The sequence below is a fragment of the Chryseobacterium sp. HR92 genome (assembly GCF_045689405.1).
Classification (GTDB): domain Bacteria; phylum Bacteroidota; class Bacteroidia; order Flavobacteriales; family Weeksellaceae; genus Chryseobacterium; species Chryseobacterium viscerum_A.
Window position 1 is genome coordinate 2,423,515 of sequence record NZ_CP139139.1, and the last position, 17,710, is coordinate 2,441,224.

13 protein-coding genes are annotated in these 17,710 nt (G+C 38.1%); all 13 read right to left on the minus strand.

From position 1 onward, the window contains the following. Nucleotides 1-196: 196 nt before the first annotated feature. Nucleotides 197-1,714 (minus strand): TSUP family transporter, encoded by a 1,518-nt coding sequence (locus SFA27_RS10950; protein WP_407298062.1) that lies wholly within the window; start codon nucleotides 1,712-1,714, stop codon nucleotides 197-199. A gap of 5 nt (nucleotides 1,715-1,719) precedes the next feature. Further along, nucleotides 1,720-4,596, minus strand: coding sequence for a TonB-dependent receptor (locus SFA27_RS10955; RefSeq protein ID WP_407298063.1), 2,877 nt, complete (start codon nucleotides 4,594-4,596; stop codon nucleotides 1,720-1,722). Nucleotides 4,597-4,918: 322 nt separating this feature from the next. Next, nucleotides 4,919-6,595 (minus strand): NADPH-dependent assimilatory sulfite reductase hemoprotein subunit, encoded by a 1,677-nt coding sequence (locus SFA27_RS10960; RefSeq protein ID WP_407298064.1) that lies wholly within the window; start codon nucleotides 6,593-6,595, stop codon nucleotides 4,919-4,921. A 34-nt stretch (nucleotides 6,596-6,629) separates the two neighbouring features. After that, nucleotides 6,630-8,342: a sulfite reductase flavoprotein subunit alpha gene (locus tag SFA27_RS10965; RefSeq protein WP_407298065.1), complete on the minus strand. Its 1,713-nt coding sequence runs from the start codon at nucleotides 8,340-8,342 to the stop codon at nucleotides 6,630-6,632. Continuing rightward, nucleotides 8,332-9,177: a uroporphyrinogen-III C-methyltransferase gene (cobA, locus tag SFA27_RS10970; RefSeq protein WP_407298066.1), complete on the minus strand. Its 846-nt coding sequence runs from the start codon at nucleotides 9,175-9,177 to the stop codon at nucleotides 8,332-8,334. Before cobA ends, SFA27_RS10965 begins: the two co-directional genes overlap by 11 nt. Nucleotides 9,178-9,200: 23 nt before the next feature. After that, a complete protein-coding gene (cysK, locus tag SFA27_RS10975; protein ID WP_407298067.1) occupies nucleotides 9,201-10,112 on the minus strand; it encodes a cysteine synthase A in 912 nt (303 codons plus the stop codon). 29 nt (nucleotides 10,113-10,141) lie between these two features. Then, nucleotides 10,142-10,972 carry a serine O-acetyltransferase EpsC gene (gene epsC, locus SFA27_RS10980; protein WP_047374718.1) on the minus strand — a complete coding sequence of 277 codons (831 nt, stop codon included), beginning with the start codon at nucleotides 10,970-10,972 and terminating at the stop codon, nucleotides 10,142-10,144. A 4-nt stretch (nucleotides 10,973-10,976) separates the two neighbouring features. Further along, nucleotides 10,977-12,215, minus strand: a complete 1,239-nt coding sequence (locus tag SFA27_RS10985) for a sulfate adenylyltransferase subunit 1 (RefSeq protein WP_407298068.1) — start codon at nucleotides 12,213-12,215, stop codon at nucleotides 10,977-10,979. A gap of 106 nt (nucleotides 12,216-12,321) precedes the next feature. Next, nucleotides 12,322-13,230 carry a sulfate adenylyltransferase subunit CysD gene (cysD, locus tag SFA27_RS10990; protein WP_407298069.1) on the minus strand — a complete coding sequence of 303 codons (909 nt, stop codon included), beginning with the start codon at nucleotides 13,228-13,230 and terminating at the stop codon, nucleotides 12,322-12,324. A 12-nt stretch (nucleotides 13,231-13,242) separates the two neighbouring features. After that, nucleotides 13,243-13,956: a phosphoadenylyl-sulfate reductase gene (locus tag SFA27_RS10995; protein WP_407298070.1), complete on the minus strand. Its 714-nt coding sequence runs from the start codon at nucleotides 13,954-13,956 to the stop codon at nucleotides 13,243-13,245. 83 nt (nucleotides 13,957-14,039) lie between these two features. Beyond that, nucleotides 14,040-14,456 carry an Rrf2 family transcriptional regulator gene (locus SFA27_RS11000; RefSeq protein ID WP_052184575.1) on the minus strand — a complete coding sequence of 139 codons (417 nt, stop codon included), beginning with the start codon at nucleotides 14,454-14,456 and terminating at the stop codon, nucleotides 14,040-14,042. A gap of 165 nt (nucleotides 14,457-14,621) precedes the next feature. Next, on the minus strand, nucleotides 14,622-15,116 hold the full coding sequence (locus tag SFA27_RS11005) for a GNAT family N-acetyltransferase (protein WP_407298071.1): 495 nt from the start codon (nucleotides 15,114-15,116) through the stop codon (nucleotides 14,622-14,624). A gap of 381 nt (nucleotides 15,117-15,497) precedes the next feature. After that, nucleotides 15,498-17,648 (minus strand): M43 family zinc metalloprotease, encoded by a 2,151-nt coding sequence (locus SFA27_RS11010; RefSeq protein ID WP_407298072.1) that lies wholly within the window; start codon nucleotides 17,646-17,648, stop codon nucleotides 15,498-15,500. Between the last annotated feature and the right edge of the window lie 62 nt (nucleotides 17,649-17,710).

The window sequence follows — 17,710 nt, forward strand, 5'->3', positions numbered from 1 at the left end:
ATAGTGTCAACAGACCATATCATTTATTTTCCACCTTTGATTTCTCAAATTAAAGTAAAACATTAAAATCTTTGCGTTAGATATAAGTATGCTTAGAAAAAATTAATGTAATTGATTCAAGCTTTGCTCCCTTAAAATATTAAGAATTAACACATCAAATCTTTGCGTTTAAAACCATACTTTTTACAACCGTCTTTTATGACAAAAGGGATTTTGCTATTGTAATAAGACTCATAAGGATTACTACTATTCCAACCACAACAAACATTTTCTTCGTTGGAAGTTTTGAGGTCAACATTGCTGAAAATGGAGCCGTAAAAACGCCACCTAGCAAAAATCCCAAAACAATATTCCAGTGATGAATTCCAATCGTGAAAATGAATGTAATGGCACTTGTTATCGTCAATAAAAACTTGGCCACGGTAGAACTTCCTACTACATAACGGGGAATTCTTCCCTCTTTAATCAGTGTTCCGGTCACCAATGGGCCCCAACCGCCTCCTGCAAAGGAATCAATAAAACCACCTACCAGTCCCAATACTCTGAGATTTGTTTTTCGTTTGGTTTTAGCTTGCCCCGATTTTTTATCTTTGAACGCATTTCTTAAGATATTGATCCCAAGGTATAATGTGTAGCAGGCAATAATAGGTTTTACAATATGAGCATAATGTTCGCCATAATGAGACAGCGTTAAAGCACCTATGATAGAACCTACAATAGCCAGCGGGAATAATACCCATACCATTTTTTTATTGACATTTCCCAGTTTATAATGACTGAAACTTCCGGCAGCAGTAGTAAAAGACTCCGCAGAATGGATGCTTGCACTCACAACAGGTGGCGGAACATTTAGCAGTAAAAGTATAGTGGTACATATCACTCCATACCCCATTCCCATAGATCCGGCAACAATTTCTGCCATGAAACCGGCAAACAGCATCCAGTAAAAAATATGACCATCCTTATTCAGAAAATACTGAATATCACCGGAAAGATTGAACTGGTACACCACAAGCCCAAATAACCCGAAAAGAAGCAAAACTCCAATAATTGCAAGGTAAATATTAGCTTTTCTCTGAGCGGTTTTGGTAATATTGATGAGCTTTTCAATTTCCATGTCCGGTTTTGCAGCAACTTTTCCGTCAGACAGATATTCTGTAGTAATTTTGTTGAGTTCTTTAACCTTATAATTGAAATCTCCGGTGAGCTGATTGCGAATATTCTGCATATTATCCAATACATGATCCATTTCATCTGGAATAACTTCTGTAAAGGTTTCCCTTAATCTTTTAGCAATGGTCGGGGACTTTCCGTTGGTGGAAATGGCAATTTTGAGACTTCCCTTTTTGACAATGGAACCTAAATAAAAATCACACAAATCCGGCTTGTCTGCAATATTGACCAGCACATTTTTTTTCTGGGCTTTTTCTCTGATTTCCCCTGCTAATTCAATATCATTTACCGCAATGATGGCAAGATCAGTATCATTAAAATCAAGATCATTGTAGGCTCTTTCGTGCAGAGTTATATTGGAAAACTGATTTTGTAAGGTTCTTACCTCAGGGATAATTTCCTGGGCTACCAGTTTGATGGAAGTTTCCGGTGAATTACCCAGTACGGATTCCAGTTTTTCGAGAGCTACCTTGCCGCCGCCGATGACCAGCAGTGACAGGTTTTCAAGTTTTAAAAATATGGGATATAATGAATTGCTCATCCTGATTACAGTTTTAAATCATAAGTAAAAGCGAGATAATACAGCCCTCCGATTTCAGGACCTGCTGCATACTGGAAATAACGGCGGTTCAGTAAATTGGTAGCCCCAATTTTAATATTCGCACGAATTTCAGGAAGTTTCCATGTAGCCTGAGCATCAATCGTGTAATAGGCTGGAATTGCTCCTGATGCTAAAGGACTTTCCCACATAAAGCCACTCTGCCATCTTGCCACAAGGGTAAACCCTATATTTTTAACAATTTCTCTGTTTCCTACACTTACATTTACCATCCATTTCGGGGTATTGAAAGCGGTAATAAACAGATCTGAAGAATTGTTGGAAGCAAGATCATTATATGAAACATTGGTATTGACATTATAATTTCCTGTAATATTATAACGAATCCCTAAAGACGTTCCATAGCTTTTATAGGTGTTGTTACTGTTGGTATATACCCTGTATCGGTCCTGTTTGCTTCGATCCAGCATTGCAAGAACAGCAGTATTGCTTCCTACCTGGCTGTTTTTTGGAACCGCTACTTCTACCTGCCCAAGAAATCCTTCATAAATGTTGTAATAGAAATCCCAGTCCAGTACCAGTTTATTATTGAAAAAAGTAGACTTATACCCTACTTCAAATGAATTGATCTTTTCCGGCTGTAATTTCTGCAGATTGGCTACGGTTAAAAGCTGTTGATTATCCTGAGCTGCCTGAGCCTGGGTTTTTCCGGCATCTATATCTGTATTCACTGCTGAAGTGAATCTATCAATGGAAGCTAATGTGTAGGAATTCTCCAGATAGCCTAATCCATCGTTTACTTTTGAAAGTCCACCTACTCTTCTTACATTTCCGTTGTTCACAAAAGAAAGGGCTTCAAACAACGACGGAAAACGATATCCGTTCTGGAAAGAAGCTCTGAAATTATGCTCTTTAACCGGAGAATAAACTATACTGATTCTCGGATTTAATTTGGCTTCAAATTCCGGGTTTCTGTCGATCCGTAAAGCAGCGTTGATTTTTAATTTATCATCAAAGAAAAGCTTGGTAATCTGTGCAAAAGCTCCATATTTCTGATAAATAACATCTTTCCCAAAGGTGCCGTTGGCTAAAGGAATGTTTCTTTCATTCACCGGACGGTCGAAATCAACAAAATTGTTTCCATCCGGAGTAATGCTGTACAAACGGTAATCTACACCAGCAAGAAGGTTAAAGATCTTCACAAACCTGCTGAAATCGTAGGTAAGTTCGCCCTGATAGAAACGAGATTTCTGTTCAAGCTTGGCTCCTCCTGTTGCCGGAGCTCCTGCTACGCCTCCATTGGCCGAATCCCAGTTGTTGATTCCGACAATGGTATTTTTCAACTGTTCGAAGGCTGCAGTTCCCGGTACGACTCTGTTTTTATCTGCCTGTTGGCGAGCAAGAATAAAAGCGTCATTAAGATTGGCTCCTGCATTCAGATTATTCTGAAGAGCTGTTTGGAATATATTTTTCCAGTTGGTATTGGAAAGATTGGTGAGATCAAGATTATCTGCCAAAGGTTTTAGATTATAAGAATCTCCTGTATTTTCTATCGATACATAAGCCCTGAAGGTCAATTCCTTTCCTGTCAGTTCTATTTTATGGTTCTGAACAGTAGCATTCTGCAAACGGATTTTATTTCCTCTCTGGAAAGTTCCGTCCAGTAAACCATACCGGTATACGTAAGATGTTCTCCACTGATCTCCGAAACGGTAGTATAATCCAGCATCAAACTTGATATTTTTCACATCCGGACTTACAAGATCTTTCTCAAGATATCCTGTTCTGGAAACGTTGAATGTAGTAGGTTTACCGTTGTAATCAACTTTTACGGCAACTCGGTTGTTTCTTTCATCACCGTATTTATTCCAGAGATCTTCAGCCGGATTATTGGGCAGAGCAAAATTAGGATTGGCTGTAACCAAAGATCCTGGATTCTGATCAGTCAAATTGTTGGAGATCCAGTCTGTTCCGCTGAAATAGGATGCATTAACTTTTACCGCAAAGTTTTTATTGATGACTTTTGCAAAGCGGATAGCACTTTCTCCCAGAGAACTTATTTTATGATTGACATTGTCTACATGATTCACCCCGCCACGGAAATAAAGGCTTATTCCTTCAGAAGTAAACGGATCTTTGGTCTGTAAACTTGCCAATCCGTTGATGGCATTCATCCCGTACAATGCTGAAGCGGCTCCGGGAGTGACCTCTATAGACTGGATGTCGAGTTCTGTAGGACCTATTGCATTTCCCAATGGTACTCCCAACGTTGCCGACTGTACATCTACTCCGTCTACCAGCTGCATGAATCGGAAATTATTAGGCGAATTGAAACCTCTCGAATTAGGAATTTTCAACGTAAGACTTGATGTTAAAAGCTGTAACCCCTTTACATTTTCCAATGTTTCATAGAATGAGGCTGCAGGACTTTCCCTGATGGTTTTAATATCAATTTTTTCAATGGCTATAGGTGATCTTAATATCTTTTCCGGAACTCTGGAAGCTGAGATTACCACATCATCGATGATTGTATTTTGAGGGTTCAGCCCTATCGTTATTTTGTTGGAAGGCGAAAGTATTTCAACGGTTTGACCTGTGAAACCATCTTTCTGAATGACCACCCGGAATGGAATGGTAACTCTTGTTCTGAGCTTAAAGTTACCCAGCTTATCAGTTATTGCAATGTCCTGTGTATTTTCGATCTGTATTTTTACAGAGTCAAGACTTTTGCGTGTATCTGTATTTTTGATGTTTCCGCTAAGCTCTATAAGCTGCTGCTGTGCTTCTGCCAGGTTAAAAAATAGAAATGTGAATGCGATAATACCTGCTTTTGGCAGAAAATTTCCCTGCTTTTTGTTTTTCATTTTTTCTTCATTTTTTTAGGTTGAGAATGAAGCTGTCTGAATTTTTTACTTCTATGATGAAAGTCTTCTATATTGGTTAATATTACAATTGAAGGGCTTAGAATTCCCCTCTTTTGGAGGGGTGGCGAAAATTCAAAGAATTTTTGACGGGTGGTTTAAGCCATTAATATTATTGCCGACTTCCATAATAATTCAAAAACTTCAAACAGCTTTGTATGTATTGTTATTTAAGAATCAACAACACATACACATTCGTCCGCCTAAAAGAAGAGATTGATTTTTTTTGTTTTTTTTCAGATCATAATGAAAATTAGCCATATAATTAATTTAAGGTGTGTAAATAACGGTATGAAAAATCGCCAAATGTTTCTTCTGCAAGTCTTTTCTGTACATAAATCCCGAAAAGTTCATCCAGAGTGGTAAGAATTTCTTCCTCACCAATATTTTCTTTAAATTTTGTGTTCAGTCGCATTCCTAAACGGTCTCCGCCGATGTGAAGATTGTATTTTCCGTAAGCTGTACCTACAAATCCTATTTCGGCATTGGGAGACCTTCCGCAGCCGTTAGGACAGCCGGTCATACGGATGGTGATATCCTCTTCCAAAAGACCATATTTTTCAAGAATAGGTTCTATTTTGGTAACCAAGGATGGCAGATAACGCTGAGCTTCTGCTAAAGCCAGTGAACAAGTGTTTAAGGCCACGCAGGCAACAGAATTTTTACGCAGGGCACTTGCTCCATTGGTATACTCTGAAATTCCGTGATCTTTTAAAATATGTTCAATTTCTGGTTTATCTTTTTCGTCAATATCAGCCAGGATAAGGTTCTGGTTACAGGTAAAACGGAAATTGGCTTTACCGGTTTGTGCTACTTTTAATAACCCTGATTTTAAAGGATATTCCGCTGTATTAAGGATTCTTCCGTGTTCTACAAATACGGTGTAAAACCATTTTCCTTCGTGATTCTGGATCCAGCCATAACGGTCTTTTCGCTGTTCAAACTTAAATTCTCTGGCAGGTTCAAAACTGAAACCTGTTCTTTTTTCTACTTCAGCTCTGTATTGGTCAATACCCAATTTATCAATCGTATATTTTAATCTTGATAATTTTCGGTCGCTTCTGTTTCCGAAGTCTCTTTGAACCGTGATGATTTCATAGACAGCCTTCAATACTTTTTCTTCCGTATCTACAAATCCAAGTACAGAGGCAAGACGGGCATAAGTAGCTTCATTTCCGTGGGTTGCTCCCAGTCCTCCTCCGGCAGCAATATTATAACCAGCAATTTTATCATTTTCGATAATTGCGATTAGGGCAATATCGTTGATGAATACATCCACATCATTATTAGGAGGGACTGCGATTCCTATTTTCAGTTTTCTCGGAAGATATCTGTCCTGATATAAAGGATCTTCCTCTGCTTTACGGTCTACCAGAAGTTCATCATCAATCCAGATGTCATAATAAGATTTAGTTTTTGGAAGGCACATTTCACTGATTTTTCCCGCCAGTTCGTAAGCTTCCTGTTGCAAAGGTGATTCCGAAGGATTAGCTGTACAGGTTACATTTCTGTTGACATCCCCACAGGCTGCAATAGAATCCAGATGCTGAAGATTGAAGCTCTGAATGGTAGGTCTTAAATGAGATTTTAAAATACCATGAAGCTGAATCGTTTGTCTTGTCGTTACTTTAATGGTTCCTGTGGAATGATCTTCTGCTGTTTCATTCAACCCTACCCATTGTTCCGGAGTTAAAAAGCCACCGGGAAGCCTTAATCTGATCATATAAGAATACAGCCATTCCAGTTTTTTGGAGACACGCTCTTCCCTTCGGTCTCTGTCGTCCTGTTGGTACATTCCATGAAATTTGATCAGAGTCTGGTCATCTTCCCTTATGGCTCCGGTAAATTGATCAGCAAGGCTCTCTTTTAAAGATCCTCTGAGCCCATTACTGCTGGTTTTAATCCTTTCTACGGGTGAAAGGTTTTCTTTATCATTGTTCATAATTGTTTCCTTTAATTTTTACGAGTACTTCTTTTTAATACACATCTTTCGCATATCTGCCGCTCATCTCCATATCTTCCAGATAAAGTACAGCGTCTTCTTTGCTGCGCTTTCCTTCCGTCTGGATAATCGTGAGAAGCGTTTGTTCTACATCGTAGGCCATTGGTTCTTTGGCTCCGCATACATATACAGAGGCTCCACCTTCCAGCCAGTAAAATACTTCCTGTGCTTTTTGTTCTAACCTGTGCTGAACATATACTTTCTCGGCTGTATCTCTTGAAAAAGCAAGGTCTAAATGCGTTAAGCTGCCTGTTTTAAGAAAGTCCTGAAGTTCTGCCTGATAAAGAAAATCTGATACAAAGTTTCTGTCTCCGAAAAACAGCCAGTTTCTTCCTTCTGCTCCGGTTGCATCACGTTCCCAAAGGAATGATCTGAAAGGAGCTATCCCTGTTCCGGGACCAATCATAATGATATCTTTATCAGCGTCCGGAAGTTTGAAATGTCCTGCATCCTGAATATAAAACTCTACGTATTCTCCTTCTTTAAATTCACTCAAAAAACCACTGCATAATCCGTTGTGTTTCTGATGGTCTATAAAGAACTCAGATCTTGCAACGGTAATATGAATTTCCGTATCACCATGAGCTTCCACAGAGGAAGAAATTGAATATAAACGAGGTGCCTGAGCGGTTAATATCTGTATGATTTCTTCAAATTCATCCGCATTTTTTACAGGATAAATCCTAAGGAGATCAAGAAGGCTTAATCTTACTTCCGGAATGGAATGTCCCGTTATTTTTGCATATTGTGCAACCACAGATTTAAGCAGATAACTGATGTTAAGATGTTTGTACAAGAGTTCTTTTACGGTATCCGTAATTTTTGTTGTTTCGATCTGTTTCTGAGGATCAATTCCTGTCAGAGTAATAATTTCATGTACTACTTCTTTCGAGTTGAATGGAATCACTCCCAAAGCTGCACCAGGCTGATAGGCAAGTACTTCTTCTGTTTCAATTTCAATGTGATACGTTTCTTTTTCAGACGTAATATCATTCAGATTAATGATGGCTGAAACTTTTCCCTGAAACTTCTTTCTTCCGGTAGAAACCTTTGGAACTGAAACATTTTTTGTACTCTGACCAGTATTTTTTTGAACGGTTTCAAATACATGCTCTATCCAATGAGAAGCTTCCTGCTCATAATCAATATCACATTTCTTTAACGGAATGATGCGCTGAGCTCCCAATATTTCAAAACGTGAATCTATATCTTCTCCGGTTTGGCAGAACAGAGGATAACTGCTGTCTCCCAGTGCCAGTACTCCGAATTTTAGTCCGCTAAGATTTATTTCATTTTCATAAATATAATCGTAGAATTTTTTGGCTAGAGCTGGTGGTTCACCTTCTCCCTGAGTGCTGATCACTACAAAAAAGAATTCTTCTTTAGCCAAATCTTTTGGCTTGTATTGGGAAAGATCAGTCAGTTTTACCTGAAGCCCTTTTTTCTTAACGATACCTGCCAGCGTGGTAGCGAGCTTTTTACTGTTTCCGGTCTCCGTTCCATAAGCCAACGTTATTTTCTTTACGGTATTCTGTACAATAGTATTCGTTTCTTGTGGTGGCAGAACGGCTGTAAGCGAAGATCCTCCGGCAATACCGGCAAGATATCCGCTGGCCCAGATGGCTTCGTCTCTGGAGAGGTCTCCGGATATTTGTTTTAATACGTTTAATTTAGTTTCAGACAGCATATTCAAAGAAATTTTGAGTTGTAGGGATTAGACTTCCGTTTTCCACTGATTTGAAATAAAGACCTTCCTGCTCTGCATTTTCAAGCCATGAAAACTCTTCATGGAGATTCACAATTTTACCCACAACAACCAAAGAAGGTGAAGCAAAGTTCTTATCTCCGAATTTTTCATTAAAATCATCAAATGATGATGTGTACACCTTTTGAAAAGGAGTCGTAGCCTGTTCAATGACTGCAATTTTTTTATCACCTGAAATCTGAAGTGCTTTCAATTTTTCCACTAGAGGGGTAAGATTTCCTTTAGACATATAGAAAACAAGGGTGTCATTGGTTAAAGCAAGCTCTTTCCAGTATTCTTCACTTACGATCTCTGATTTATAATACGTCAGAAAACGAACGGATGTGGAATATCCTCTTGCTGTTAAAGGCATCCCTGCAAATGCTGCTGCTCCTAAAGCTGCTGTAATTCCCGGAATAATCTCGTAAGGAATATTATTCTGTTTTAAAGCCTGCAATTCATCCAGAATGTTGGAAAATATGGAAACGTCACCTCCTTTCAGTCTTACAATGGTTTTGTTCTGAACGGCATATTCTACCATCAAAGTATTGATATGAGACTGAGGGGTGGATGCGTTTTTGCTACATTCTTTTCCTACATAGATGATTTCTGTATTTTCATTGACGTAGGTTTCAAGAATTTCCGGACTTACAAGGCGGTCACATAAGATGACATCTGCTTTTGCAATAGCTTTTACTGCTTTTACAGTAATCAGTTCAGGGTTACCGGGTCCTGCACCGATAAGGAAGACCTTTGGTGATTTTATATTTGTTTTCATTGAAGTAGGTGTTAATTAGGGATTTAGAAGAGTCCTTCTATGGACAGATATCTTTCTCCGGTATCGTAATTGATGGTAAGGATTTTAGCGTTAGGTTGTATTTCCGGTAAATGTTTGGCGATGGCTGCTAAAGCGGCTCCAGTGGAAACTCCAACAAAAAGACCTTCTTTTTTAGCGGCATTAAGGGCATACTCATAAGCCTCTTCCTTTCCTACTGTAATTACTCCGTCCAAAAGGGTAATATCCAGAATGGAAGGAACAAATCCCGCTCCTAATCCCTGTAATGGATGTGGTGCCGGGCTTCCTCCGCTTAGTACAGGAGATAATTCCGGTTCTACAGCAATTACTTTTACGTTAGGATATTTTTCTTTTACCGTTTTTGCGATTCCGGTGATGTGTCCTCCGGTTCCTACTCCTGTAATGATGTAATCCAGCCCGTCCGGAAAGTCTTTTACAATTTCCTGAGCGGTGGTTTCTACATGTACTTTTACATTGGCAGGGTTGTCAAACTGTCTTGGAATCCATGAGTTGGGCGTTTCTTCAGCCAGTTCATTCGCTTTTTCAATAGCACCTTTCATTCCTTTTTCTCTTGGAGTCAATACGAATTCCGCTCCGTAAGCTTCCATGATTTTGCGGCGCTCTATACTCATGCTTTCAGGCATGACAAGGATGAGTTTGTATCCTTTTACAGCAGCTACCAAAGCAAGTCCTATTCCTGTATTTCCGCTTGTAGGTTCTATAATAACGCTGTCTTTATTTAATAATCCTTTTGCTTCTGCATCTTCAATCATGGCCAAGCCAATTCTGTCTTTAATGCTTCCACCAGGATTGCTTTTTTCAAGTTTGATCCAGATTTCATGATCTGAATTGAAGAGTTTATTAATTTTTACGACGGGTGTATTTCCAATCGTTTCTAATGCATTCTGAAATTTCATATCAATGTACTTTTTATTTTTGTTTTTTCTTAAATCACAAAGGTTAATGATTCCGGTAATGAGCTATTATCCTTTATTTTTATTTCACTTTTATGGTAGACCAGAGAGTTGGCGGGGACATCCTGTGTTACCCACACATTTCCTCCTATAACACTTTCTCTGCCTATAGTAGTTTCACCTCCCAGAATTGTAGCTCCCGAATAGATAATCACATCATCTTCAATGTTGGGATGTCTTTTCTGATGGGCTTTTTCTTTGGAAACATTCAACGCTCCGAGGGTTACTCCCTGATAGATTTTGACATTGTTCCCGATAAAGGTAGTTTCTCCAATCACGATTCCTGTTCCATGGTCAATGAAAAAAGACTTTCCGATAATGGCTCCCGGATGAATATCAATTCCGGTTTTACTGTGGGCATATTCTGAAATGACACGGGGCAAAATTTTTACTTTCTGAGTCCAAAGCTGATGCGAAATACGATAGACATACGTGGCAAAAAAGCCGGGATATGCCAGGTATACTTCTTCCAGAGAATCGGCGGCAGGATCAAATTCCAAAATAGATGTTGCATCCAGAACCAGCTGATGATATAATTCAGGTAAAGCCTCAAAAAACTGACTGACTTGTTTTTCAGTAAGATTTTTATCTCCTGTTACCGTATTGATCTGATCAGAAAGTGTTTTCTGAAGTGCTTCAAAATTTCTTTTCAGCTGATCTTCAGTATTCTCATTCTGAGGAAGGAAAAGTGTTTCGTACAAATCCTTCACCCATTTTTTGGTCTTTATTTTATCAAAGAATCCATGAATATTATTTTGTTTGGTCTGATGAATTCTTTGTATTAATTGATCGGAAATTGCCATTTTTCTATTGAATTATGCAGGCTGCTACCGTTGAATTAGACGTTTCATCTACCAGAATAGCCGAGCCCGTTGTTTTATTATTGGTAAAGCTGTCATACACCAGAGGCTGTGCTGTACGGAGTATAACTTTTACAATTTCGTTCAGTTTAATTTCGCCATCAGTCTGTTCCCTGATCAGGGTGTTGACATTGATTTTGTAATCTACCTCTTTTACAACTGCTTTTACAAGTCTGCTGTTTTGCTGCAGAAGGTATTTATTCCCTGGCTGCAACGGTTTCTGATCTAGCCAGCATAAAAGAATTTCAAGGTCTTTTTCAACTGTCGGAACATGCTCTTCCGTGGCAAAAATATCTCCCCGGCTGATATCTACATCATGAGCAAGGTGAATCACAGCTGGCTGGCCTTCAAAGGCTTCTTCTTTTTCAACGCCATTGATCTCAATTTTGGTGATTTCAGTGGTCAGATCTGCAGGAAGAATGTGGATTTTATCTCCTTTTGTGAATTTTCCGCTTAATATTTGTCCGGCATATCCTCTGTAATCATGCAATTCTTCTGTTTGAGGACGGATGACATACTGAACCTGAAAACGGCTTCCGTTGTTTTTTTCTTCATGTAAAGTTACTTCTTCAAGATATTCCAGCAGGGAATTTCCTTCGTACCAGTCTGTTCTGGAAGATTTTGAAACAATATTATCTCCTTTCAGTGCTGAGATTGGGAAATAACTGACATCGTTTAATCCAAGGTTTTCTGCAATTTTTGAATATTCTGATTTAATGTTTTCAAAAACTTCTTCGGAATAATCTACCATATCCATTTTGTTGATGGCTACAGCAACTTTCTTCAGCTGTAATAAAGAAGCGATGATAGAATGTCTTCTGGTCTGTTCAATCACACCTTTTCGTGCATCGATCAGGATGACCATCAGGTCAGAGTTGGACGCTCCGGTGATCATATTGCGGGTATACTGCACGTGTCCCGGAGCATCAGCAATGATAAATTTTCTTTTTGTGGTTGAAAAATAGCGGTAGGCAACATCAATGGTGATTCCCTGTTCCCTTTCTGCGCGCAGACCATCCGTTAAAAGGGCAAGGTCTACTCCGTCTTCATTTTTGTTTTTAGAATGTTTTTCAAGGACTTCCAACTGATCCTGTAAAATACTTTTGCTATCGTAAAGCAGTCTGCCGATAAGGGTACTTTTACCGTCATCTACGCTTCCTGCTGTTATAAATCTTAATATATCCATCCGATTTTAATTATAAGTAATGAGTAATGGGCAATGAGTAATATTTTGCTGTTTAAGAAGTAAAAGTGTTTATCCTATTACTTATTACTCATCGCTGATTGCTTATTTAGAAATAGCCTCCTTTTTTTCGGTCTTCCATTGCGGCTTCTGTTACCCTGTCATCAATTCTGGTTTCACCACGTTCTGAAATTCTGGTTGCTACAATTTCTTCGATTACCGCATCTATTGTAACAGCATTAGATTCCACAGCTGCAGTGCATGTCATGTCTCCTACGGTACGGTAACGGATTTTTTTTGTGGTGATAATATCTTCAGGTTCCAAGAAAACGTGCGATGAATTGGCAAGCCATTGTCCATTAAAATCGATTACTTCTCTTTCATGCGAGAAATAGATGGAAGGGAGTGCGATTTTTTCTCTTCGGATATAGTTCCAGATGTCAAGTTCTGTCCAATTGCTGATGGGGAAAACTCTTACATTTTCTCCTTTGTGAATTTTCCCGTTGAAAATATTCCAAAGCTCTGGACGCTGAAGTTTAGGATCCCATTGTCCAAATTCATCACGTACTGAGAAGATTCTTTCTTTGGCGCGGGCTTTTTCTTCATCTCTTCTGGCTCCTCCAATACAGGCATCAAATTCAAATTCTTCAATCGTATCAAGAAGCGTGTAGGTTTGCAGCCAGTTTCTGCTTGGGAATTTACCTTTAGCCTCAGTCAGTTTTTTACTTTTAATAGTGTCTTCCACTTTTCTGACTGCAAGATTAACATCCAACTGTTTTACCAGCTGATCACGGAAATCCAAGACTTCCGGAAAGTTGTGCCCGGTATCTACATGCACAAATGTGAATGGAATTTTTCCATGGAAGAATGCTTTTTTAGCCAGATGAGCTAGTACAATACTGTCTTTTCCTCCACTGAATAATAAGGCCGGACGTTCAAACTGACCTGCCACTTCTCTTAATATGTAAATAGATTCGGCCTCTAATTGATCTAAATAGTTTAACTGATGTATTGACATTTTTTTCTTTTTTTATTGATGAATATGCAGACCACACTCTTTTTTATTGGCATCTTCCCACCACCATCGGCCCGCTCTGAAATCTTCTCCTTCTTTGATTGCTCTGGTACAGGGTTCGCATCCTATGCTTACAAATCCTTTTTTGTGAAGATGATTGTATGGTAAATGATGATCTTTTACATAATTTGTCACTTGTTCTGAAGTCCAGTGAAGAATAGGATGAAATTTTATGATTTTGTTATCCGGATCCCACTCCAGCTGTGGCATATTCTGTCTGTTGGCAGAATGTTCAGATCTAAGTCCTGTGATCCATACTTTATAGCCTTCCAGTGCTTTTTTTAAAGGATGAACCTTCCGTATAGTACAGCATGCTTTCCTCTTTTCTACAGATTGGTAAAATGAGTCCGGACCATTTTCTGTTACAAATTCTCTGAGTTCTTCCGTATCCGGATAATAAGCTTTGATATTTTTCTTGAAGAAAGCTTTTGTGGAAGTCCAGGTTTCGTAGGTCTGTTCAAAAAGTCTTCCCGTATCCAGGGTGAATATTTCAATATTTAAATCTTTTATCAGATGAGTGATGACCTGATCTTCATAGCTGAAACTGGTTGAAAAGATTACTTTACCTGGGAATCTTTCAGTCAGTAATTGCAGCCCATTAGTTTGAAAAGAAGCTTCAGAAGCCTCTTTTGCAATATTTTCGAATTCATTTTTCAGACTGTATTCCATTTTGAATTGAGATTTAAGTCTTGCAAATATATATAAAATTCTATAACTCCTATCAAAATAGTAGAATTTAAATAGAAATTTTTTTAATCTTTATTTATAAACTTAGTAAGTGTGGCTTCCATCATGCTTGTTCTGGTCTTCTCACGAACGATCATGAGTTCTTTTCTCAGATAGCAGACTGCTTCATCTACACAATCGTCACATGCTTCGTAAAAATTTAAAGAAACACACGGTGTAAGAGCAATAGGACCATCAAAAATACGGTAAATATCTGCTAATGAAACATCGTCAGGAGATTTAAGAAGGTAATATCCTCCTACTTTACCTTGCTTACTGTTGACAAGCTTAGCTCTTTTAAGCTCGAGAAGAATTTGTTCCAGAAATTTCTTGGGGATGTTTTCATCTTGTGCAATAACAGAGGTTGGCAGAAAGCCCTGGTTATAATTCCTTGCTAATCTGACCATTGCTTTAAGTGCATATTTGCAACGTTTTGACATCATAATTTCTGCAAGTTATGATAAATTATCTGATAAATGAAATGTTTTGTGTGGAAGGAGTTTGAAGTAGAAGTGTATAAAACCACCCCGTCAAAAATTCTTTGAATTTTCGCCACCCCTCCAGTGGAGGAGAATTCTGAGACCCCGGTTTTAAGTATCAGGATCTGTTTACTCCTTCTGTAATAAAAAGTAAGCAAGTTCTTCATTCTCACGAATCAGATTTTCAATTCTCCTGAAACCGCTTTTCAGAAGAACTTTCTGAGAACCTATATTATCAAGATCGGTTACTGCTACGATATCTTTCTGATGATTTAATGATAAACAATAATCAACAAGGGCTTTACAAACTTCGGTTCCGAGTCCTTTGCCCCAGTAATTTTCTCCTAAGGTATATCCTATTTCTAACTGGTCAGGATTATCAAGGAAAACTCTGGCAAGACACATTCCTACAAAATCGTTATTCTGGGTGTTGAATATTCCCCATCTGCTGAATGGTCCTGCTTCATAATCAGACAATGCTTTGTCAAACATTTCTTTATATTCTTCTGGAGTTTTGTAAGGAAGATATCGGGTAACGTTTTCATTTTGAAAAAGAGTGGAGAATAAAGAAAATTCTTCAGGAGAAAATTCGCGGATGATGATGCTGTCGTTTTTGTAATGCATTGGATATTGTTATCAAAGAATAAAAGTACATAAATAAAATAAAAAATTGGGCTTAAAAATTAAGCCCAATCAACTGCATATGAATACTAAACTATTATCCATATTTCTGAGAAAAGTGTTTTGTTATTTAAAAAGTTTTAAACCAGTCTGTAACTGCTTTGAAATAATAATCTGGAGGTTGATGGCCTTGCAGACCACCACCCCCAGAATATTGTCCATAAGCATATAAACTAAGCCTAACTTTAGAAGAGCCTGAATATTTTTTACTTACATCTCTCAGATTTCCAATAGGTGTTGTAGTGGTGGGATTTGGGTTTGCTTAGTTTTTTGATATCCAGAATGCAGCTTGTTCCTTTCCAAACTGAGCGTTAGCGTTTGATCTTATTTTTTAATGAATTTTTGGGAAGATTTCTCTAAAGAAGTTTCAATATCAATTAAATAAGTTCCGCTTAGGAAGTGTTTAACATCAACCTTATCACCAATAACTTTAGCATTCATTTTTCTTCCAAACATATCATAAACAGAAATTGATTTAATTTTCCCTTTTGTTTTAATATTTAATACATCAGAAACTGGATTTGGATAGATAGATGTTTCTGAGTTTGTTGTATCAACATCTGAAGTGGATAATGATGATAATGCACAAGGGGTTGTAATACTGCCATTTGGTTGTGTATTATATCCAAACTCAGTTACAGAATAACCTGAACCATTGGCCCCAACAATCAGTTTGAAATAGCCGTTAATATTGTAACCTTCGAATTGGTTTCTAAAACCAACATAAGCGGTTTTGCCAGACCAGTTAGTGTATGTAGGAGTGTATACGTCAAGTTGTCCGGGAGTCCCAGTTGGATAGCCTATATTATTTGCATTCGTTATGGTGGTACAGGCTGGAATTAAACTGATATTTCTTGTTCCTGTTTGGCAAACTAATCCTTTCCAATAGGTTTCCAATTTTAATTGATTTGCTCCATAGTACCAGGCACCATACCCTGCATCATCACTAAGCTCCGGGTTAATGATAAAATATTTCCAAGTTGCCCCGGAGTTGGTGGTTACTGTTGTTGGTGTTGGGTTGGCATAACTTTCCAGAGGAGTTCCTGTAACTATTTTATAAGGATCTTTATAAGAGAAAGTTAATGCTAAAGCTGTTGTTGATCCTAATGAAGTTACACCTCCTGTTATAGCTGGATTCAGAAACGTAATTGATGAATTCAGGACCTGACTTTTAGGATGACTGGTTGCAGCACCATTTATGGTAAGCGTAGCAGTAGTAGGGCTTGTAACTGCTATAGCTGCTGTTAGTCCTGCTGGTAATGAAGAAGTGAAATGTGTTCCTGCAGTAAGAGTTGTTCCATTTGGTACGGCAAATGTTGCTCCGTTTAGCGTAATCGTTGATGTAGGGGCAGATGCTACTGTTCCATCTAATGACACGGCTCCATTATTGTTTAAGTTCTCTGTAAATGTACTGTTGCTAAGGGTTAATTTAGGTAGAGTATTAGCAACTCCGGTTGCGGCTAAGTTGGCAGGCTGCCATAAATTCATTCGCGAAGGATGGTTTAATGCTGCCAGCATTCTGCTAACCTGTCCATTGGTAAACATTTTATAACAACCGGAAGAACCATTGTATCCCATATAGTTTTCAACGTTCACTTTTTGTCCAAGACAATTGTTACCCGCTGAACATCCTAATCCGGAAGAATTATTTTCTACAGGGGTGTCAGCAACTCCATCACCATCATTAGTTGGGTTTGCAGTTGAACATGGAACATTAAACGTGTGCTGAAGATTTAACCAATGCCCAAATTCGTGAGTAAATGTATCAGAAAACTCGTTTGAAGCCGTTGTTCCTGCAGCATTAAATATATAACGTCCATTATAAACAACTCTGGCTGTATTTACTGAAGTCATGTATGAATCCGGATACCAGGCAACTCCTGATTGATATAAATCTTTATTAGAATATAGATCATTTTGTATATACACATTCATATACTTTGTATTATCCCATGCATCTGCGCCAATTTCTGCATCATATCCACCTCCATTGCCATATCCGCCTTTGAAAGGATGAAATACCACTCCGCTTGTTGCTTTTCCGGTTGGATCAATTTTAGCTAAGCGAAATTCAATGCTTATCGCTCCTCTGATAGATTGGAAATCAGGATCCACAGTATTTGAATCCGTGTTAATTCCATTGAAATTTAAGTTGATTTGTTCCAGTAAGTCAACTACTTTTTGGTAATTTACTTTTACATTGCTTTGAGATTCTCCATAGACATGAAAAACCACAGGGATGATGTACGTTGGATTGTTGATCCTATTATTCAATGAATTTTTGTCTGATCCCATTTTTTTTACGAAATCTTGGGTGTATTTCTCAAAATTTTCATATTCAGCCTTAGATTTAGGGTGCAGTTCAAAATGTTTTTTCATCATTTCATCTGCTTTACACTCACGAGGTCTGTTTTCTTGCGCAAAACCTATTATTGGAAATAGGGAAACAAGTACTAGTAATTTAAATTTTTTCATAAATTTTGGATTTGGTTGTTAATAAATTATTTGAATAATCAAATTGTTTTTTGGCTTGATTT